The following is a 17,264-nucleotide window of genomic DNA, read 5'->3' as shown; positions in this document are numbered from 1 at the left end:
GGGGGCTTTGTCCCGTTCTAGCGTGGCCGCATGATCGAGCTCGAGGGGCTGACCAAGCGGTACAGCGAGAAGGTCGCGGTGGACCACCTCACCTTCACCGTGCGCCCGGGCATCGTGACGGGGTTTCTGGGGCCGAACGGGGCCGGGAAGTCCACGACCATGCGGATGATCCTCGGGCTGGACCGGCCCACCGCCGGTGACGTCCGGATCGATGGCAGACACTACGCCCAGCTGAAGGATCCGCTCACGTACGTCGGGGCGCTGCTGGACGCGAAGGCCGTGCACGGCGGGCGGAGCGCCTACAACCACCTCCTCTGCCTCGCGCAGAGCAACGGGATCCCGAAGCGGCGGGTGGCCGAGGTGCTCGACACCGTGGGGCTCACAGCCGTGGCGAAGAAGAAGGCCAAGGGGTTCTCGTACGGGATGGGCCAGCGGCTCGGGATCGCGGTCGCGCTGCTCGGGGATCCACGGATCCTGATGTTCGACGAGCCGGTCAACGGGCTCGACCCCGAGGGCATCCACTGGATCCGGAACCTGATGAAGTCGCTGGCCGCGCAGGGGCGGACCGTGTTCGTGTCGAGTCATCTGATGAGCGAGATGGCGCTGACCGCCGATCACCTGGTGGTCATCGGACAGGGGCGGCTGCTCGCCGACACCTCCATGGCCGACTTCATCCGGCAGAACTCGCGCAGTTATGTCCGGATCCGGTCCCCGCAGTGTGAGCGGCTCCTGGACGTGCTGCGCGAGGCCGGCGTCACCGTGGTGGAGGCGGGCAGTGGTGCGCTGGAGGTGGAGGGCGGCAAGGCCGAGCGGATCGGGGAGCTGGCCGCGCGGCACGGGATCGTGCTGCACGAGCTGAGCCCGCGGCAGGCCTCGCTGGAGGAGGCGTTCATGCAGCTGACGGCGGAGTCGGTGGAGTACCACGCACACGCCGGACCCGCTCCCGTCCCGCAGGACTGGGGCGCCGGATGGAAGGGGGCCTGAAGTCATGGCGGCCGTTCAGGTCATCCGGTCCGAGTGGACCAAGATCCGGTCTGTCGCGTCCACGGTGTGGACGCTGTCGCTGGCCGTGGTGGTCACCCTCGCCCTCGGGATGCTCATCTCCGCGTTGTCCCGGAGCCAGTACGACGACCTGCCCGTGACGGATCGGCTCTCCTTCGACCCCACGGTCGTCAGCTTCGCCGGGATGACCCTCGGCCAGCTGGCCATGATCGTGTTCGGGGTGCTCGTCGTCTCCAACGAGTACAGCACCGGCATGATCCGCGTCTCGCTGGCCGCCGTACCGCAGCGCGGCACCTTCCTGTTCGGCAAGATCACCGTGGCCACCGCGCTCGCGCTGGTCGTCGGCATGGTCACCAGCTTCGCCGCCTTCTTCCTCGGGCAGGCGATGCTCGGCTCCCTCGGGACCCGGATCGGCGATCCCGGCGTGCTGCGCGCGGTCATCGGCGGCGGCCTTTACATGACCCTCATCGCGATGTTCTCCATGGGCGTCGCCGTGATGCTGCGCTCGCCGATGCTCTCGCTCGGCATCCTGATGCCGTTCTTCTTCCTGATCTCCAACATCCTCGGCAACGTCGACGCCACGAAGAAGGTCGGCCGCTTCCTGCCCGACCAGGCCGGCAGCCGGATCATGCAGGTGGTGCCGAGGGTCGGCGACGACACGCCCTACGGCCCCTGGGCCGGGCTCGGGATCATGGCGCTGTGGGTGGTCGCGGCGGTCGCGGGCGGCTACCTCCTGCTCAAGCGCCGGGACGCCCAGTGAGCCGTGCGTGCACGCTCGGTGATGCTCTGGCTTTGCTTTCTCTTGAGCGGAACCGTCAGCGCCCGGATATCCTCCTAACCCTTACGGGGGCGTGTGCCCCGCTGTCCTGAACCTTTCGATGGGTGCGGAGCATGATCGAGGCTGTAGGCCTGACCAAGCGCTACGGCGACAAGACCGCCGTGTACAACCTTTCCTTCCAGGTGCGACCGGGGGCCGTGACCGGCTTCCTCGGGCCGAACGGCTCGGGCAAGTCCACGACCATGCGGATGATCCTCGGGCTGGACAACCCGACGTCCGGCACGGTGACCATCGGCGGCTACCCGTACCGCAAGCTGCCCAACGCCCCCCGCCAGGTCGGCGCGCTGCTCGACGCCAAGGCGGTGCACGGCGGCCGGGCCGCCCGCAACCACCTCCTCAGCCTCGCCCAGCTGTCCGGCATCCCGGCCCGCCGGGTGGACGAGGTGCTCGGGGTCGTCGGACTCCAGGAGGTGGCCGGCAAGCGCTCCAAGGGCTTCTCGCTCGGCATGGGCCAGCGCCTCGGCATCGCCGCCGCGCTGCTCGGCGACCCCCAGGTGCTGCTGTTCGACGAGCCGGTCAACGGCCTCGACCCCGAGGGCATCCTCTGGGTGCGCAACCTGATGAAGGCCCTCGCGGCCGAGGGCCGTACGGTCTTCGTCTCCTCGCACCTGATGAGCGAGATGGCGCTGACCGCCGACCACCTCATCGTGATCGGACGCGGACAGCTGCTGGCCGACATGAGCGTGAAGGACTTCATCTCGGCCAACTCGGCCGACTTCGCGCGCGTCCGCACCCCGGACACCGAGCCCCAGTTGCGCGAGAAGCTGTCCTCGGCGCTCACCGAGGCGGGCGGCCACGTCCTGCCCGAGCAGGACGGCGCGCTGCGCGTGACCGGCCTGGCGCTGCCCCGCATCAGCGACCTCGCGCACGAGGCGGGCGTACGGCTGTGGGAGCTGTCGCCGCACCAGGCCTCGCTGGAGGAGGCGTACATGCGGATGACGCAGGGCGCCGTCGACTACCGCTCGACCATCGACCAGCGGGCGGGGCTGCAGCAGCCCCTGCCGCCCGGTGCCCAGCCGCCCATGCCGGTGCCGGGCCAGGGTCAGCCGGGCTGGTACGCCCCGCCCCCGCCCCAGCAGGGCGGGCAGCCGTTCGCGATGCCGACGCCGTCTTCCGGGCCGTACGGCGGTGCGCCCGCGGGCGTGTACGGCGCTCCCGGCGCCGGCGCCCCCAACCCGTACGCGGCGCCGGACGCCCGGGCCCCGCAGGGCCAGTCACCGGTGGCCGCTCCCCCGGCCCCGGCCGCAGAACCGTCCCAGTCCGCTCCCGCGACCCCCGCCTCCCCCGAGCTCTCGACTTCGCTCGAGCAGGGAGGTACCCCCACCCAGACCCAGCCCGAGGACGCCCGATGAGCACCCACCAGCCCCCGATGCCGCAGGCACCTGCCGCCGCGCCCGACTGGCAGGCGGCGCCCGGCGGGCCGTACCCCGGCTACAGCTCGCCGATCCCGGTCGTGCGCACCCACCTCGGGCACGCGCTCGCCTCCGAGTGGACGAAGATCAAGTCGGTGCGTTCGACGATGTGGACGCTCGGCGTCTTCGTCCTGCTCGTGGTCGGCATCGGCCTGCTGGCCGGTGTCGCGGTCCGCGGCTCCGGCGACGTGAGCGGCCAGAGCCCGCTGACCCTCGGCTTCTTCGGCCTGCTGATCGGCATGATGTGCATCATCACGCTGGGCGTGCTGACCACGGCGTCCGAGTACGGCACGGGCATGATCCGTACGACGATGACCGCGTGCCCGAGCCGGGGCCGGGTGCTGGCCGCCAAGGCGATCGTGTTCTTCGTGATCGCCTTCGTGGTGACGCTGGCCACCGTGTCGTTCGTGGCGATGGTGCAGTCGTCCATGCTGACGGGCCACGGCGGCCGCAGCCCCTCCACCGGGGAATGGCTGAAGGCCACGGTCGGCATCAGCCTCTACATCGCGCTGCTCGGACTGCTCTCGCTGCTCGTCGGCTCGATCATCCGGCACTCGGCGGGCGCCATCACGATCATGATCGGCGCGGTGCTCGCCCCGCTGGTGATCGCGCTGTTCATGAACGCGCAGTCGCTGGAGAAGGTGCAGCGGGCCCTGCTGGAGTACTCGATCCCGAGCCAGATGGGTGTCTTCTACGACAACACCCTGAGCCAGTCCGGCCCCTCGGGCTGGGACCCGCTGTGGATCATGCTTGGCGTGACGGCTGCCGCGTACGCCGGTGCCTACGCGCTACTGCAGAGCCGGGACGTGTAGCTCAGAACCTCGGCGCGTTACGGGACCGCTGCACCCGGGTGGTGCGGCGGTCCTTCGCGTTCCAGCACGCCTTGTGCCAGTGGCGGCGGTCGTCGACGCCCTCGTGCTCCGGCCAGGCCACCACGTGCGGGACGCCGGAGGGGATCAGCTGGCCGCAGCCGGGGCAGCGGTAGGTCTTGCCCCCGGCGCTCGCCCCGGCGACATGGCGCACGCTCCACTCCTCGCCCTGCCAGCTCTCTGTGGACTGCCAGCCGCCGTACCGGCCGGTCCGGTCGTCCTCGGCACTCCACCCGGACGATCCGGCTGCCTTGGGTCGGTTGCGACGCGGGGACACGGGACACCTCTCGGGGCTATACAGGAAGCACGGGCTGCTTCCAGCGTACGCGGCGCCCACGGGGGTACCCGTAGCGCTCCAACCCGCACAAGTCTCCCTGCGGGGCGGCGCATTCTGCAGACAATCCGCCAATCTTGCCGCGAGGCCGTGTCCTCGGCACGTGTCCGACGGTTATGCCCGGTGGGGGAGCTCCGGTCGGAGCCAAGGAAGCAGGAAATGCGATGCACGTAGGTAGTTTTGTGCTGGCGGCACAGTTCCCGGGTCAGGGTCAGGGCGAGGCACTGTACCGGGCGGTCCGCTCGGCGGAGGTCACCGAGGAGGCCGGTCTGGACGCGGTGTGGCTGGCAGAGCACCACTTCGTCCCGTACGGCACCTGTCCGTCCGCGGTCACCCTGGCCGCCTTACTGCTCGGCCGCACCCACCGCATCCGCGTCGGTACGGCGGTCAGTGTGCTGCCCACCGCGCACCCGGTCGCCCTCGGGGAACAGGCCGCGCTGCTGCACCTGACGAGCGGCGGTCGGTTCACGCTGGGCGTGGGCCGCGGCGGGCCCTGGGTGGACCTGGAGGTGTTCGGCGCGGGCCTCGCCGCGTACGAGCAGGGCTTCCCGGAATCACTCGATCTGCTGGTGCGCTGGCTGAGCGACCCATCGGTGTCGGCGTCGGGTGAGCGCTTCTCCTTCCGCGAGGTGCCCGTCGTGCCCCGCCCCTCGGAGGCACTGACGGAGACTCCCGGACCGGAGGTCGTCGTCGCCTGCACCTCGCCGGCGAGCGTACGGCTGGCCGCCGAGCGCGGGCTGCCGATGCTGCTCGGGATGCACATCGGGGACGAGGAAAAGGCCGAGATGGTCGCCCTGTGGCGGCAGTTCGCGCGGGCCGCGGGACGGCCGGCCGAGGAGATCGCGGGCGCGGCTCATGTCTCGGCCGGCGTCTGCCAGATCGCGGACCGGCGCACCGACGCCGTGGAGACGCTGGTGAAGGCGATGCCGGGCTGGCTCAAGCAGGGCCTGGAGGCCCATGTCACGGTCGACGGCCGGGCGCGCGCGATGCGCGATCCGCTCGCCTACACCGAACTGCTCTGCGGGCTGCACCCCGTGGGCACCCCGCGACTCGCCGCCGACCGGCTCGCGGCCACGTCCGAACGCACCGGCATCTCCCGCTTCGCCCTGCTCGTCGAGGGCTCGGGCGACCTCGCGGCGACGGAGGAGAACCTGCGGCGGCTCGGCGCCGAAGTACTGCCCCAGCTGCGGTGACCGGCCACCGACTCCCTTGAGGCACGGGGCAGTCGCCGCTGCGGCATGGGGGGCTTGCCGCCCCAGTACGAATGCACCTCCCGTGGGGTGGAGCGGCAAGCAAGCGGCTCACTGCGTCAGCAGCCCGGGAGCCGCGCGTCAGCAGTCCCGAAACTCCGGCGACTGGTTCAGCAACTGGCTGCGCACCGAGGTGAAGCGGGTCAACGTCTCGTCGACCGAGGCGTCCAGCGGGAACACCGCCACCCGGTGGCAGTTCTGGAAGGCCAGCCGCACACCGAAGTGCCGCTGCAGCGCGCCGCGTATGGCGTCACTCGCGAGCGCGCGCAGCAGCTGACCGCGTGCCTGCTCGTCCGGCGGGGGCGTCTGGTTGTCGGCGAAGGGTCCGCCGTCCACCTTCAGCTGGGCCACCAGGGAGCTGATCATCTCCCACGCATAGGGCAGGGAGGTCCGGACGCAGTCGACGAATGCTGCTTCGTCGACCTCGCCTCGCTCGGCCTGTTCCAGTAGGGCCGGTGAGACGTCGAGCGACATGGGTTCTCCTCTCGCACCCCCGACGAGCAGGGGTTGCCGGACAGATAGGGAAGTTCGCGATATCGAACACGCTCAGTACACAGGTCGCGACCTCCCGTTCCCTACGGTAGGCAACGGTAGGTGACCACACCAGCAGAATGGGTATATGGAACGGTCCCTTTAGGCGCACAATCGGCCAGGGATGAACAAGAGTTTCCAGGATGAATAGGGTGGCCCACCGGGTCGCGGTGGACGGCGGAGGCGGGCGGGAGGAGGGCGAATCGCGTGCACCCACAGCTGTCGAGTAGCGTTGCCGACCATGCGTCTCGTGATTGCCCGATGCTCGGTCGACTACGCCGGCCGGCTCACCGCCCACCTGCCCTCGGCGCCCCGCCTGATCCTGGTCAAGGCGGACGGCAGCGTCTCCATCCACGCGGACGACCGGGCCTACAAGCCCCTCAACTGGATGTCGCCGCCCTGCACGCTCAAGGAGGGCGCGGGCGAGGACGAGGGGGTGTGGACCGTCGTCAACAAGACGGGCGAGAAACTGATCATCACGATGGAGGAAATCCTCCACGACTCCTCACACGAACTGGGCGTGGACCCGGGTCTGATCAAGGACGGCGTGGAGGCGCACCTGCAGGAGCTGCTCGCCGACCGCATCGAGACGCTGGGCAAGGGCTACACCCTGATCCGCCGCGAGTACATGACCGCGATCGGTCCGGTGGACATCCTGTGCCGGGACGCGGACGGGCAGACGGTCGCGGTGGAGATCAAGCGGCGCGGTGAGATCGACGGCGTGGAGCAACTCACGCGCTACCTCGAGCTGTTGAACCGCGACCCGCATCTCGCCCCCGTCCGCGGCGTCTTCGCCGCCCAGGAGATCAAGCCCCAGGCCCGGGTCCTCGCCACGGACCGGGGCATCAACTGCCAAGTCCTGGACTACAACGCCCTCCGGGGCATCGAGGACGACAAGCTGCGGCTGTTCTGAACGGCTTTCCGTGTACGGACGAGCGCCGGTGCCCCGCGGGGCACCGGCGCTCGTCCGTCGAGCCGGGAAGGGTCACATCACGGAACCCGGGCCGCCGCTGCCCGGTGCGCTCGCCGAGCTGCTCGCTGCCGCCGGGCCGCTGGCCGAGGTGGACGTGGCCGGGGACGACGACGTGCTGGCGGAGGGAGACGCGGAACCCGACGGGTCGGGGCTGGGCGAGGGACTGCTCGGCGGACTCGACGGAGTCGACCTCGTCGGCGTCGGTGAACTCGGCTTCTTCCTGGTCCCGGACGGCTTCGGAGTGGCACCCCCGCCCCCCGATCCCTTCGTGCCGCTCGGATGGGCGGAAGGGCCGGTGGTGTGCGCCGGTGGGGTCGGGTCGTCCGAGGTGCCGTACGTGCCGTCGGGGCCCGGGTCGGTCGGGCTGCTGGTGGGAGTGGCCGTGCTGCCGCCGGCGCCGGTGTCCTTCTTCGGGTCCGCGCCCAGACTGCCGTCGTCCAGGCCCTGGCTCGCCGACGGGTTGACGTCGACCTTGCCGGCCGGGTTCCGGTCCCCGTTCTCGTTGGACGTCATGCCGAGGGTCACGATGGTGCCGAGTACCACCGCGAGCAGGGCGCCGGAGCCGGCCGCCACCAGGTTGCGGCGGGCCAGCCGGCGGATGCCGCCCGCGGGCGCGGCAGCGGAGGGCCGATGCGTGACCAGGGGGTCGCCGGCGGGGCCGTAGGGCAAGTAGGCCGCCGGTACGCCGCCCGGAGGCGACGCGGACTCCTCGTGCCGTGCGTCCGGCACCTCCTCGCCCGCCATCGCCGTCACCCCGGGCACCTCGCCCGCCAGGTCGGCGACCAGCGCCAGGGCGCGCCGCCCGGCCACGGTGCCCCGCTTGTCGGCGAGCGCCCCGCGCAGGCCGCCCGAGGCCTCCAGCTCGGCACGCGCCCGGTCGAGCCGTCCGCCGCAGAGCGCGAGGATGCCCAACTCGTGGTGGAAGTAGGCCTGTTCGGGGACGTCACCGGACAGCTGGGAAGCCTCGGCGCCGGCCCGCAGCGCGCGTTCCCAGGCGCTCCAGTGCAGCCCGGCGGCAAAGGCGGGCGCGGCCGTACGGGCGAGCCGTACCGCGACGCTCTCCTCGCCGTCGGCGGGCGGCACCGGGGACGGCACCACGGCGGCGAGCGCGGCGAGGACCGCGTCGGCCTCGGCGCACACCCGCTCGGGGGTGACCGAGGGGTGTCCGGCCCACCAGGCGTAGTGCTCGGCCGCGGTGAGGCCCTGGGCCAGGGCGTCGGCGTCGTAACCGGCGGCCTCCAGCTGCGTCTGCACACCGGCCGCGAGACGGTAGCGGGAGCCGACCGGGGAGACCAGTCCGCAGCCGGCGAGTTCGCCGAGCGCGGCGTCCGCGTGGGTGTCGCCGACCAGCGCGGGCAGATGCGCCTGGTGCGGCACCTCGCCGCCGAGGGCGACGGCGAAGCGCAGGGTGGCGCGGGCGGAGGTGCTGAGCCGGGAGGCGAGCAGGGGGGCGGGCGCGGCCGCCTCAGCGAGGGAGGGCAGGGGCACCTGCTCGCCCTCGGCGGCGTCGAGCACCGGGTCGACGGGTGACCGTACGTCCTCGAAGACGCCGTACTCGTCCACGGCCCCGTTGCTGGCGCGCAATTGCTCGCGCTGCCGCAGCAGGGCGCCGGCCTGGACGAACCGCAGGGGCAACCCCTCGGACTCGAACCACAGGTCACCGGCCCAGTTGGCCTCCTCCTCGGTGAGCACGCGGCCGACGGCCCGCTCCAGGATCTCCACGCCGGCCGCGCGGTCGAGGCCGCCGAGGAGCACCTCCTCGACCTCGGAGTCGGCGGAGGGGGCGGGGACGTCCGGGGTGGCACCGAGCAGGAAGGCGCACTCGGGGGTGGAGTCGAGCAGCTCGCCGAGGGCGGCGCCGCCGAACTCCAGGTCGTCCACGACGACGACCGCGCCGATCTCACGGACCAGTTCGAGCAGTTGCTCCCGTTCCGGCCGGTACCGGGGGGCGTCGTGGACGGCGTGGAAGAGGTCGTACAGGAGATCGGTGGCCGTGCGGCGGAAGCCGGTGAGCCGGACGACGCCGTCGGGGGCGAGGTCCAGGCAGTCCTCGGCGACCAGGTCGAGCAGGGCGGTGCGGCCGGAGCCGCCGGGGCCGGTGAGGCGCACGGAGCGGCCGCGGGCGAGGAGGCGGACCAGGCGCTCGCGCTCGTCCTGGCGTTCCAGGAGGGCGAGTGCGGGCTGCGCCGGGCCCGGCGGCACGGGAGGCCGGGCGGCGCGCTCCGTCCCGGTGCGCTCGGCGGTGGTGCGCCTGCGGGGCCGTCCGGGCCGTTCGTGCGGCGGGCAGGGTTCTATCTCGCTGCCGTCGACGGGGTTGACGGTCAGCAGGAAGTCGCCGGAGACGAGCTGCGCCGTGCGGGCGAGCGCGGGCGTGCTCTGGCCGAAGTCGGAGGTGAGGGATTCCCGGGGCGGGCGGCGGCCCTGAGCCTGGCCGCGCTCCTCGGGTCCCGGAGTGATCGGGTCCATAGGTTCAAGCCCCCAAAAGCGTTGTGTGCCCTATTAGCGGCCCCTCCCGGCCTGTTGCACACCGCGCTGTCGCTTCTGGTCCGGGCCCGCTCGAGGGTTCATGAGGCTGCGGGCGACCGAACCCTAAACCTTCGCACAGTATCTACGACAGGGCGGGGTGCCGCGCGGCCCGAGACATCACAGTCCGGTGAGGATTGCCCTCGACGTGCGGTTCGGCGGCTGCGTCCGGGTCTCCCCCGTCGCCCGGTTCACACCCGGTCGTCGCCTTACACCCGGGGCAGCGACTCGACCCCGATGCCGCCCTCGATGGCGAGGATGCGGTGCAGCCGGGTGGCGACCAGCAGGCGCTGCATCTGCGGCGGAACACCGCGCAACACCAGGCGGCGACCGCAGCGGCCGGCCCGCCGGTGGGCACCCATGATCACCCCGAGTCCGGTGGCGTCCCAGGAGTCCAGTTCGGACAGGTCGAGCACCAGGTCGCCGACGCCGTCGTCGACGGCCGAGTGCAGGGCCGTACGGGCGTCCGCCGCGCTGCGGACGTCGAGGCGGCCCCCGACGACCAGCTCGGCGTGGTCGCCCCTGATGTACATATGCGCTCCCCGTTGAGTGCGGTGTGGCGTACTCCGTGACGGTGCTCATGTTGTTGCAACGTCTGACTGCCTGAGTGGCAGAGCGGTTGCTGTTTGTAAGCGAACCGATACCGAATTCACCCCCGGGAGTGATACTCCCGGGGTGGTGCGTCCGGTCGTGTACGGGTCAGTACTTGTAGAAGCCTTGCCCGCTCTTGCGCCCGATGTCACCGGCGTCCACCATCCGGCGCATCAGCTCCGGCGGGGCGAACTTCTCGTCCTGGGACTCGGTGTAGATGTTGCCGGTGGCGTGCAGGAGGATGTCCACGCCGGTCAGGTCCGCGGTGGCCAGCGGGCCCATCGCGTGACCGAAGCCCAGCTTGCAGGCGAGGTCGATGTCCTCGGCGGTCGCGACGCCCGACTCGTAGAGTTTGGTCGCCTCGACGACGAGGGCGGAGATGAGCCGGGTCGTCACGAACCCTGCGACATCCCGGTTGACGACGATGCAGGTCTTGCCGACGGACTCGGCGAACTCCCGTGCGGTGGCGAGGGTTTCGTCGCTGGTCTTGTAGCCGCGGACGAGCTCGACGAGCTGCATCATCGGCACCGGCGAGAAGAAGTGCACACCGACGACCCGCTCGGGACGCTCGGTGGCCGCCGCGATCTTGGTGATCGGGATGGCGGAGGTGTTGGAGGCGAGCACGGTGTCCTCGCGTACGATCTTGTCGAGCGCACGGAAGATCTCGTGCTTGACCTCCAGCTTCTCGAAGACGGCCTCCACGACGATGTCGGCGTCGGCGGCGGCGTCCAGGTCGGTGGTCGCGGTGATGCGGCCGAGGGCGGTGTCGGCGTCGTGCGCCTCCAGCTTGCCCTTGCCGACGAACTTGTCGTACGAGGCCTTGATGCCGTCGGTGCCACGCTTGAGTGCCTCGTCGGTGACGTCGCGCAGAACGACGTCCCAGCCCGCCTGCGCGGCGACCTGGGCGATGCCGGACCCCATGAGACCGGCCCCGATGACGGCGAGCTTCCGTGCCACTCCGACTCCTTGAACGCTGGTGACGTCTGCCTCTTCGGCGGACCATAGCGCTCCGGAGCGGCTGTGTGACCGGTAAGTAATGCGCGTCACGTCTCAATTGACGGACATCACACCGGGAGGGGTCAGGACGCGCCACGGACGGCGTAGTTGAGGACCTTTTCACTCAACAGGTCCTCGATGTCATCGAGGAGGATCAACACCTCTCGTGACACTTCGCGTGGTTCGCGACCTTTGACCATCTCGCGTGAGATGACTGCCATGACCGATCCGTGCACCCAGGCGATCTGACCCGCCATCAGGTTCGGCAGTTCGTCGCCGTCGGCCGCGCCGGTCTCCTCGCGCAGCGCCTTCTCCAGGTTGCCCTGCACCTCCTGGGCGATGGCCCAGAGCCGGGAGCGCAGGGCGGGGGCCTCCTCGATGACCCGCACGAAGCTCGCGTACCCGGGGATCAGGCCGACCCGGGGCGAGACCGCCTCGACCTCCTCGCGCAGCTCGCGCAGGACCGCGGCGGCGGCGGACTCGCCGTCGGGGCGGCCTCGCACCCAGCGCGCCAGCCGGTCGACCAGGCCGGCGGAGCGGTCGAAGAAGAGGTCCTCCTTGGCGGGGAAGTAGTTGTAGACGGTGTTCACGGAGACGTCGGCGGCGTCGGCGATCTCCGCGACCGTGACCGCGTCGAACCCGCGCTCGACGAACATCCCCGTGGCGACGTCCGAGATGTACTGCCGCGTCTGCCGTTTCTTCCGCTCCCTCAGCCCCTCAGCCATGTCCGCATCCTAGCTTCGCTGGGGCCGCTGGAAAGTTGGGGGCATTGTAAAATTTAAGTGTCTCTGTTTTTCTGGAGGCATGGCAGCAGTCATCAGCGCGGTCGGCCTGGCCCGCACCTTCCAGACGACATCAGGTCCCGTGGAGGCCGTACGGTGCATCGACCTCACCGTCCGCGAGGGCGAGATCCTCGGCTTCCTCGGCCCCAACGGCGCCGGCAAGACGACCACCCTGCGGATGCTCACCACCCTGCTGAGGCCCACCGGCGGCGCGGCGGCCATCGCCGGGCACGACCTGGCGAGCGACCCCGTCGGGGTGCGCAGGGCCTGCGGGTACGTCGCCCAGTCCGGTGGCGTCGACCCGCAGATCACCGTGCGGGAGGAGCTGGTCACCCAGGGCCGGATGTACCGCCTGCCGAAGGCCGAGGCGGTCGAGCGCACCGCGGAACTCGCCCGGGACCTGGACCTGACCGACCTGCTCGACCGGAAGGCGGCCGCGCTCTCCGGCGGCCAGCGCCGGCGCCTGGACATCGCGATGGCGCTCACCCACCGCCCAAAGGTGCTGTTCCTGGACGAGCCAACGACCGGCCTCGACCCCGGCAGCCGCGCCGACCTGTGGGATCTGGTCCGCCGGCTGCGCGACGAGTACGGCACGACCGTCTTCCTGACCACCCACTACCTGGACGAAGCCGAAACCCTCGCCGACCGGCTGGTCGTGGTCGACCGGGGAGTCGTCGCGGCCGAGGGCACGCCGAGCGCGCTGAAGCTGGCGCACGGCGGTTCGATCGACGCCACCCTCCAGGACACCTTCCTCGCCATCACCGGCCGCGGCCCCGCCCCGGCGGACGTCGCCCCCGTAGCCGTATAGGACCGAACCGATGCTTCTCCACGACACCGCGCTCATCTACGGCCGCTATCTCCGCCAGTCCCTGCGCTCCCGCTTCGCCCTGCTCTTCGGCGTGCTGACGCCGCTGCTCTATCTCCTCTTCTTCGGCCCGCTGCTCACCGACCTGCCGCTGGGCGGGGAGGGCAGCTCCTGGCAGATGCTCGTCCCCGGCCTGCTGCTCCAACTCGGGTTGTTCGGCGCCCTGTTCGCGGGTTTCACGATCATCATGGAGAACGCCCAGGGAGTGGTGGAGCGGATGCGTGTGACCCCGGTCAGCCGCCTCGCCCTTCTGCTCGGCCGGGTGCTGCGGGACGCCACCGTCCTCGTGTTCCAAGCGGTGCTCCTGGTGCTGGCCGCAGTGGTGATGGGCCTGCGCGCACCCCTGCCGGGCATCCTCATCGGCTTCGCGTTCGTGGCCCTGCTCACCCTCTCCCTGGCCTCGCTGTCCTACGCGATGGCGATGCGGGTCCGCACCCCGCAGGAGTTCGGGCCGCTGATCAACGCGCTGTCCATGCCGTCGATGCTGCTGTCCGGCCTGATGCTCCCGATGACCCTCGCGCCCGCCTGGCTGGACCTGCTCTCGCACCTCGTCCCCTTCCGCTATCTGGTGGACGCGGTGCGCGACGCGTACGTGGGCCAGTACACGAGCGCGCACATGCTGTACGGCGCCCTCGTGTCGGTCGGCTTCGCGGGACTCGCCGTGACAGTGGGCACACGCGTGTTCCGGACGGCCGGGGCGTAACTACGCTGGCTCTATGGTCAATCTGACGCGCATCTACACCAGGACCGGCGACCAGGGCACCACCGCCCTCGGGGACATGAGCCGGGTCGCCAAGACCGATCTCAGGATCTCGGCGTACGCCGACGCCAACGAGGCCAACGCGGTGATCGGTACCGCGATCGCGCTGGGCGGCCTGGACGAGGAGGTCGTCAAGGTCCTCACCCGCGTCCAGAACGATCTGTTCGACGTGGGCGCGGACCTGTCGACGCCCGTGGTGGAGAACCCGGAGTTCCCTCCGCTGCGGGTCGAGCAGTTCTACGTCGACCGGCTGGAGGCGGACTGCGACCGCTTCAACGAGCGGCTGGAGAAGCTGCGCTCCTTCATCCTGCCCGGCGGCACGCCCGGCGCCGCCCTGCTGCACCAGGCGTGCACGGTCGTCCGCCGGGCCGAGCGCTCCACCTGGGCCGCCCTGGAAGAGCACGGCGAGCACATGAACCCGCTCACCGCGACCTACCTCAACCGACTCTCCGACCTGCTGTTCATCCTGGCGAGGATCGCGAACAAGGAGACCGGGGACGTGCTGTGGGTGCCGGGCGGGGAGCGCTGAGCACTCCACGCCGCGTCACCGGTCCGCGTCACCGGCCGCGTCGCGGTCGGCCGCCGCGGCTGCGGATTGCGCCGCGTTCACCTTCTTCTGCATCTCCGCGTATCCGGAGGGCGTGCCGGAGCCGGAAGGCGGCCGCGGGGACGCGTCACCGTGGGGCGCGCAGCCCGCGCCGAGCGCCACGAGCAGGGCCACCGCCGACAGCGCCGCCCGCCGCGCCCGCATCAGCCCGCCGCCTTCCCGCCACCGTTGTCCTGGCACCAGGTGGTGACGTCGTTCAGATCCTTCTGGCGCTGCTTCAGGTTCGTCACCAGCGACTTACGGAAGTCCAGCCGGTCCTGGAGGTAGGTGGCGATCTCGGTGTGGCCCGCCTTCTTCGCGTTGTCCACGCGCTGCTGCAAGCGGGCGACCGAGCCGCGGGTACCGGCCCCCGCGTCCAGCCGCTTCAGGGCCCGCTCGATCCGGCGGTCGAGCTTGGGCACCCGCTTGCAGAGCCTGTGCGCCCCGTCACCGGTGGGGCCGGGCCCGGGGGTGCTGTCGGCCGCGGCCACGCCGGTGGTGCCCGCCAGTGCGGCCGCCGCGGCGATACCGGCAAGCAGCGTGCGCGTACGTCGTCGTGCGTTCATCCGTCTCTCCGTTCCCTTGCCGGACGGGGCGGTCGCCCGTCCGGTGCGGCGAGGTTAGGAACGGTCTTTGGGAAAACTCTGTGACCGGTTCGCCCCGGCTGTTCCGATCAGCCAGTCCCGTCGTTCGGGCAGGATCCCGCCGCCCGACGGCAGCCGTACCTCGAAACAGGCCCCGGTGCCCTGCGGCACGTCGGTCACGGTGACGCTCCCCCGGTGCAGCGCGGCCTGCTGGGCGACCAGCGTGAGGCCGAGCCCGGAGCCGTCGCTGCCGGGCCCCCGCTGGAACCGCTCGAAGATCCGCTCGCGGGCGGCGGGCGGCACGCCGGGTCCCCGGTCGGCCACGGTGACCACGATCCGGTCCCCCTCGGCCCGCGCCCCGACCGCCACCCGGACCCGGCCCCGCGGATCCCGTCCATGGGCCAGGGCGTTGGCGAGCAGGTTGTCGAGCAGCAGCCGCAGGCCCGCCTCCCAGCCGTGCACGGTGAGCCCGGGCGCCGCCTCCAGGGTGATCGCGGCGTCCGGGGCCCGGCGCCGGGCCTCGGCCACTGCCGCGTCGGCGAGGTCGGACAGATCGACGCCGCGGAAGGCCTCGGCCTCCACCAGGTCGCCGCGCCCGAGCTCCCGCAGCATCACCAGCAGGCCGAGCAGCCGGGCGTGTTCGCGGCGCAGGTCGGCCAGGACCTCGGCGCGGTCCGGGTCGGGCAGGCCGGGGTGATCGGCGAGGATGTCGAGGTTGGTGCCCATGCTCATCAGCGGGGTGCGCAGTTCGTGCGCGGCCGCCGAGGAGAAGGAGCGGGCGGTGTCCAGGGCCTGGGCGGTGCGTGCGGCCTGTTCGTCGTAGCGGACGAGGACGGTGCGGACCGTGGCGGCGAGCTCGTCCACCTCACGCACCCCGGTCCGTTCCTCGGGGAGCCGGGCCGTGCTGGTGCGCGGGTCGAGGCCGGCGGTACGGCGGGTGAGGCGGCGCAGCGGCGCGCTCGTGCCGGCGGCCAGGCCCCAGGCGAGCAGGCCCGACAGGGGCGCGGCCAGCAGCGCGGTGAGGATCACCCGGCGCCGGACGAGGCGGAGTTGGGTGCGGTCGGCGGTGTCGGGCGAGAAGACCCACAGCGTGCCGGAGACGGTGCCGCCCCGGACGGGGCGGGCCAGGGCCCGCCAGCCGCGCCCGCCGCCGCGGACGGTGACGGGTCCGGTGGTTCGCTCGGGCAGGGTCACCGAGGGACCGGGCTGGGGGCCGCCGCTGAAGGTCGCGCCCGGTGCGACGACACGTACGCCGACGTCGAGGGCCGCGCTGAACAGCTGCCGCTCCCGGGTGTCCGCCGCCTTGGGGCGGCCGTTCGCCGTGGCCCGCAGCAGCGCCCGGGCGTCGGGGGCGACGGCCACGGCGCGCTGCCGCAGGTGCTGGTCCTCGGCGCGGTGCAGGTCGCGGGCCACCAGCTGCAGCAGCAGCCAGCCGGCGGCCAGCACCAGCAGCGGGACGGTGCAGCCGACGGCGAGGCCAATGCGGGTGGAGAGTCTCATGGCGCGTCTCTCCCATCTCTTATATCCCCCTCGTCCCGCGACTCCCGCCGCCTCCGCGACTCCCGCGGCTCCCCCCTCCCCCGCATCTCCCGCGGCTCCCGGAGGACGAAGCCGACGCCGCGCACGGTGTGGATCAACCGGTCGCGCCCGTCCGCCTCCAGCTTGCGCCGCAGATAGCTGACGAAGGTGTCGACGGCGTCGGTGCGCACGTCGAAGTCGTAGCCCCACACCCGTTCCAGCAGCTGGTCACGGGTGAGGACCAGCCCCGCGTTGCGGGCGAGCACCTCCAGGAGTTCGAACTCACGCCGGGTCAGGTCGAGAGGCCGGCCGGCCCGCTCGGCGGTGCGGGCGGCCGGGTCGATCACCAGATCGGACACCCGCAGCACCGCGCGGCCCGTCGGCGGCCGGCGGCGCAGCAGGGCCCGCAGCCGCAGCACCAGTTCCTGCAGGGCGAAGGGCTTGACCAGATAGTCGTCGCCGCCCGCCTGGAGCCCGGCGATCCGGTCGGCGGTCTCGTCCAGTGCGGAGAGCATGAGGACGGGCAGGTCCCGGCCCTCCTCGCGGAGCCGGGTGCACACCTCGATGCCGCTCATGCCGGGCATCGACACATCGAGCACGAGCACGTCGGGCGGCGCGTCCCGTACCGCCGCCAGGGCCTCGGGCCCGTCGGCGGCGGTCCGCACTGCGAAGCCGCTCAGCCTGAGGCCCCGCTCGAGCGAGCGCCGGATCGCCGAATCGTCGTCGACGACCAAGACCGCGCCGGGGCCCACCGTGTCACTCATGCACCCTCCTCGTCGTCGGGTCAGGGTACGCGGGGCGGCCGTGAAGGACCGAGGACACCGACAAGTAGCACGTCAGCCCTGTGCGG

At 71.7% G+C, this 17,264-nt stretch carries 19 protein-coding genes; 9 read left to right on the top strand and 10 right to left on the bottom strand.

The genetic code is table 11. The features are described 5' to 3' along the window. Positions 1-30: 30 nt before the first annotated feature. The 4 genes from ACFZDC_RS13830 to ACFZDC_RS13815 all read left to right on the top strand — a co-directional run bounded on the left by ACFZDC_RS13830 (position 31) and on the right by ACFZDC_RS13815 (position 4,064). Positions 31-984: an ATP-binding cassette domain-containing protein gene (locus ACFZDC_RS13830; protein WP_391323373.1), complete on the top strand. Its 954-nt coding sequence runs from the start codon at positions 31-33 to the stop codon at positions 982-984. A 4-nt stretch (positions 985-988) separates the two neighbouring features. Beyond that, positions 989-1,762 (top strand): ABC transporter permease, encoded by a 774-nt coding sequence (locus ACFZDC_RS13825; RefSeq protein WP_391323371.1) that lies wholly within the window; start codon positions 989-991, stop codon positions 1,760-1,762. A gap of 131 nt (positions 1,763-1,893) precedes the next feature. Next, positions 1,894-3,192 carry an ATP-binding cassette domain-containing protein gene (locus ACFZDC_RS13820; protein WP_391323369.1) on the top strand — a complete coding sequence of 433 codons (1,299 nt, stop codon included), beginning with the start codon at positions 1,894-1,896 and terminating at the stop codon, positions 3,190-3,192. Then, the gene (locus ACFZDC_RS13815; RefSeq protein ID WP_391323367.1) at positions 3,189-4,064 is read left to right on the top strand and encodes an ABC transporter permease subunit; all 876 of its coding nucleotides are present in this window, start codon (positions 3,189-3,191) and stop codon (positions 4,062-4,064) included. Before ACFZDC_RS13820 ends, ACFZDC_RS13815 begins: the two co-directional genes overlap by 4 nt. A gap of 1 nt (position 4,065) precedes the next feature. Here ACFZDC_RS13815 and ACFZDC_RS13810 read toward each other — a convergent pair whose 3' ends face one another. Beyond that, a complete protein-coding gene (locus tag ACFZDC_RS13810) occupies positions 4,066-4,398 on the bottom strand; it encodes an ATP/GTP-binding protein (protein WP_391323365.1) in 333 nt (110 codons plus the stop codon). Positions 4,399-4,619: 221 nt separating this feature from the next. Between ACFZDC_RS13810 and ACFZDC_RS13805 the strand changes: the two genes are divergently transcribed. Then, entirely contained in the window at positions 4,620-5,648 is a 1,029-nt protein-coding gene (locus ACFZDC_RS13805) for an LLM class flavin-dependent oxidoreductase (protein ID WP_391323363.1), read from the top strand. A 138-nt stretch (positions 5,649-5,786) separates the two neighbouring features. Here the strand turns inward: ACFZDC_RS13805 and ACFZDC_RS13800 are convergent, their stop codons facing one another. Beyond that, positions 5,787-6,179, bottom strand: a complete 393-nt coding sequence (locus ACFZDC_RS13800) for an SCO5389 family protein (RefSeq protein ID WP_391323361.1) — start codon at positions 6,177-6,179, stop codon at positions 5,787-5,789. Between the two features lie 298 nt (positions 6,180-6,477). On the opposite strand from ACFZDC_RS13800, the gene nucS reads away from it, so the two are divergent. Next, the gene (gene nucS, locus ACFZDC_RS13795) at positions 6,478-7,149 is read left to right on the top strand and encodes an endonuclease NucS (RefSeq protein WP_391323359.1); all 672 of its coding nucleotides are present in this window, start codon (positions 6,478-6,480) and stop codon (positions 7,147-7,149) included. 72 nt (positions 7,150-7,221) lie between these two features. Here nucS and ACFZDC_RS13790 read toward each other — a convergent pair whose 3' ends face one another. The 4 genes from ACFZDC_RS13790 to ACFZDC_RS13775 form a co-directional block, all read right to left on the bottom strand. After that, positions 7,222-9,675, bottom strand: coding sequence for an ATP-binding protein (locus ACFZDC_RS13790; protein WP_391323357.1), 2,454 nt, complete (start codon positions 9,673-9,675; stop codon positions 7,222-7,224). A 266-nt stretch (positions 9,676-9,941) separates the two neighbouring features. Continuing rightward, entirely contained in the window at positions 9,942-10,265 is a 324-nt protein-coding gene (locus tag ACFZDC_RS13785) for an STAS domain-containing protein (RefSeq protein WP_031171888.1), read from the bottom strand. A 166-nt stretch (positions 10,266-10,431) separates the two neighbouring features. Beyond that, on the bottom strand, positions 10,432-11,280 hold the full coding sequence (locus ACFZDC_RS13780; protein ID WP_391323355.1) for a 3-hydroxybutyryl-CoA dehydrogenase: 849 nt from the start codon (positions 11,278-11,280) through the stop codon (positions 10,432-10,434). 122 nt (positions 11,281-11,402) lie between these two features. Next, entirely contained in the window at positions 11,403-12,044 is a 642-nt protein-coding gene (locus ACFZDC_RS13775; protein WP_391323353.1) for a TetR family transcriptional regulator, read from the bottom strand. A 79-nt stretch (positions 12,045-12,123) separates the two neighbouring features. On the opposite strand from ACFZDC_RS13775, the gene ACFZDC_RS13770 reads away from it, so the two are divergent. From ACFZDC_RS13770 to ACFZDC_RS13760, 3 genes are read left to right on the top strand one after another with little or no spacing between them, the layout of a single operon-like run. Beyond that, entirely contained in the window at positions 12,124-12,909 is a 786-nt protein-coding gene (locus ACFZDC_RS13770) for an ATP-binding cassette domain-containing protein (RefSeq protein WP_391323351.1), read from the top strand. 10 nt (positions 12,910-12,919) lie between these two features. Next, entirely contained in the window at positions 12,920-13,669 is a 750-nt protein-coding gene (locus tag ACFZDC_RS13765; RefSeq protein WP_391323349.1) for an ABC transporter permease, read from the top strand. A 13-nt stretch (positions 13,670-13,682) separates the two neighbouring features. Beyond that, positions 13,683-14,255, top strand: coding sequence for a cob(I)yrinic acid a,c-diamide adenosyltransferase (locus ACFZDC_RS13760; protein ID WP_391323347.1), 573 nt, complete (start codon positions 13,683-13,685; stop codon positions 14,253-14,255). Positions 14,256-14,270: 15 nt separating this feature from the next. Here the strand turns inward: ACFZDC_RS13760 and ACFZDC_RS13755 are convergent, their stop codons facing one another. Genes ACFZDC_RS13755 through ACFZDC_RS13740 form a run of 4 tightly spaced genes read right to left on the bottom strand, consistent with a single transcriptional unit; the run spans position 14,271 to position 17,178 of the window. Further along, positions 14,271-14,477: a hypothetical protein gene (locus tag ACFZDC_RS13755; RefSeq protein WP_391323345.1), complete on the bottom strand. Its 207-nt coding sequence runs from the start codon at positions 14,475-14,477 to the stop codon at positions 14,271-14,273. Further along, the gene (locus tag ACFZDC_RS13750) at positions 14,477-14,878 is read right to left on the bottom strand and encodes a hypothetical protein (protein ID WP_391323343.1); all 402 of its coding nucleotides are present in this window, start codon (positions 14,876-14,878) and stop codon (positions 14,477-14,479) included. Before ACFZDC_RS13750 ends, ACFZDC_RS13755 begins: the two co-directional genes overlap by 1 nt. A 54-nt stretch (positions 14,879-14,932) precedes the next feature. Further along, positions 14,933-16,396, bottom strand: coding sequence for an ATP-binding protein (locus tag ACFZDC_RS13745; protein WP_391323341.1), 1,464 nt, complete (start codon positions 16,394-16,396; stop codon positions 14,933-14,935). After that, entirely contained in the window at positions 16,393-17,178 is a 786-nt protein-coding gene (locus ACFZDC_RS13740; RefSeq protein WP_391323339.1) for a response regulator, read from the bottom strand. Before ACFZDC_RS13740 ends, ACFZDC_RS13745 begins: the two co-directional genes overlap by 4 nt. Positions 17,179-17,264 lie beyond the last annotated feature (86 nt).

The organism is Streptomyces sp. NPDC007905, from assembly GCF_042959345.1.
Lineage (GTDB): Bacteria > Actinomycetota > Actinomycetes > Streptomycetales > Streptomycetaceae > Streptomyces.
Note: the sequence above shows the minus strand (reverse complement) of the source record. Positions and strands in the feature narration are given on the sequence as shown.

Excerpts from the sequence above, each read along its gene's own strand:
- ACFZDC_RS13830 (WP_391323373.1), top strand. The coding sequence starts at position 31 with ATGATCGAGCTCGAGGGGCTGACCAAGCGGTACAGCGAGAAGGTCGCG.
- ACFZDC_RS13825 (WP_391323371.1), top strand. The coding sequence starts at position 989 with ATGGCGGCCGTTCAGGTCATCCGGTCCGAGTGGACCAAGATCCGGTCT.
- ACFZDC_RS13820 (WP_391323369.1), top strand. The coding sequence starts at position 1,894 with ATGATCGAGGCTGTAGGCCTGACCAAGCGCTACGGCGACAAGACCGCC.
- ACFZDC_RS13815 (WP_391323367.1), top strand. The coding sequence starts at position 3,189 with ATGAGCACCCACCAGCCCCCGATGCCGCAGGCACCTGCCGCCGCGCCC.
- ACFZDC_RS13805 (WP_391323363.1), top strand. The coding sequence starts at position 4,620 with ATGCACGTAGGTAGTTTTGTGCTGGCGGCACAGTTCCCGGGTCAGGGT.
- ACFZDC_RS13800 (WP_391323361.1), bottom strand. The coding sequence starts at position 6,179 with ATGTCGCTCGACGTCTCACCGGCCCTACTGGAACAGGCCGAGCGAGGC.
- nucS (WP_391323359.1), top strand. The coding sequence starts at position 6,478 with ATGCGTCTCGTGATTGCCCGATGCTCGGTCGACTACGCCGGCCGGCTC.
- ACFZDC_RS13790 (WP_391323357.1), bottom strand. The coding sequence starts at position 9,675 with ATGGACCCGATCACTCCGGGACCCGAGGAGCGCGGCCAGGCTCAGGGC.
- ACFZDC_RS13785 (WP_031171888.1), bottom strand. The coding sequence starts at position 10,265 with ATGTACATCAGGGGCGACCACGCCGAGCTGGTCGTCGGGGGCCGCCTC.
- ACFZDC_RS13775 (WP_391323353.1), bottom strand. The coding sequence starts at position 12,044 with ATGGCTGAGGGGCTGAGGGAGCGGAAGAAACGGCAGACGCGGCAGTAC.
- ACFZDC_RS13770 (WP_391323351.1), top strand. The coding sequence starts at position 12,124 with ATGGCAGCAGTCATCAGCGCGGTCGGCCTGGCCCGCACCTTCCAGACG.
- ACFZDC_RS13765 (WP_391323349.1), top strand. The coding sequence starts at position 12,920 with ATGCTTCTCCACGACACCGCGCTCATCTACGGCCGCTATCTCCGCCAG.
- ACFZDC_RS13760 (WP_391323347.1), top strand. The coding sequence starts at position 13,683 with ATGGTCAATCTGACGCGCATCTACACCAGGACCGGCGACCAGGGCACC.
- ACFZDC_RS13755 (WP_391323345.1), bottom strand. The coding sequence starts at position 14,477 with ATGCGGGCGCGGCGGGCGGCGCTGTCGGCGGTGGCCCTGCTCGTGGCG.
- ACFZDC_RS13750 (WP_391323343.1), bottom strand. The coding sequence starts at position 14,878 with ATGAACGCACGACGACGTACGCGCACGCTGCTTGCCGGTATCGCCGCG.
- ACFZDC_RS13745 (WP_391323341.1), bottom strand. The coding sequence starts at position 16,396 with ATGAGACTCTCCACCCGCATTGGCCTCGCCGTCGGCTGCACCGTCCCG.
- ACFZDC_RS13740 (WP_391323339.1), bottom strand. The coding sequence starts at position 17,178 with ATGAGTGACACGGTGGGCCCCGGCGCGGTCTTGGTCGTCGACGACGAT.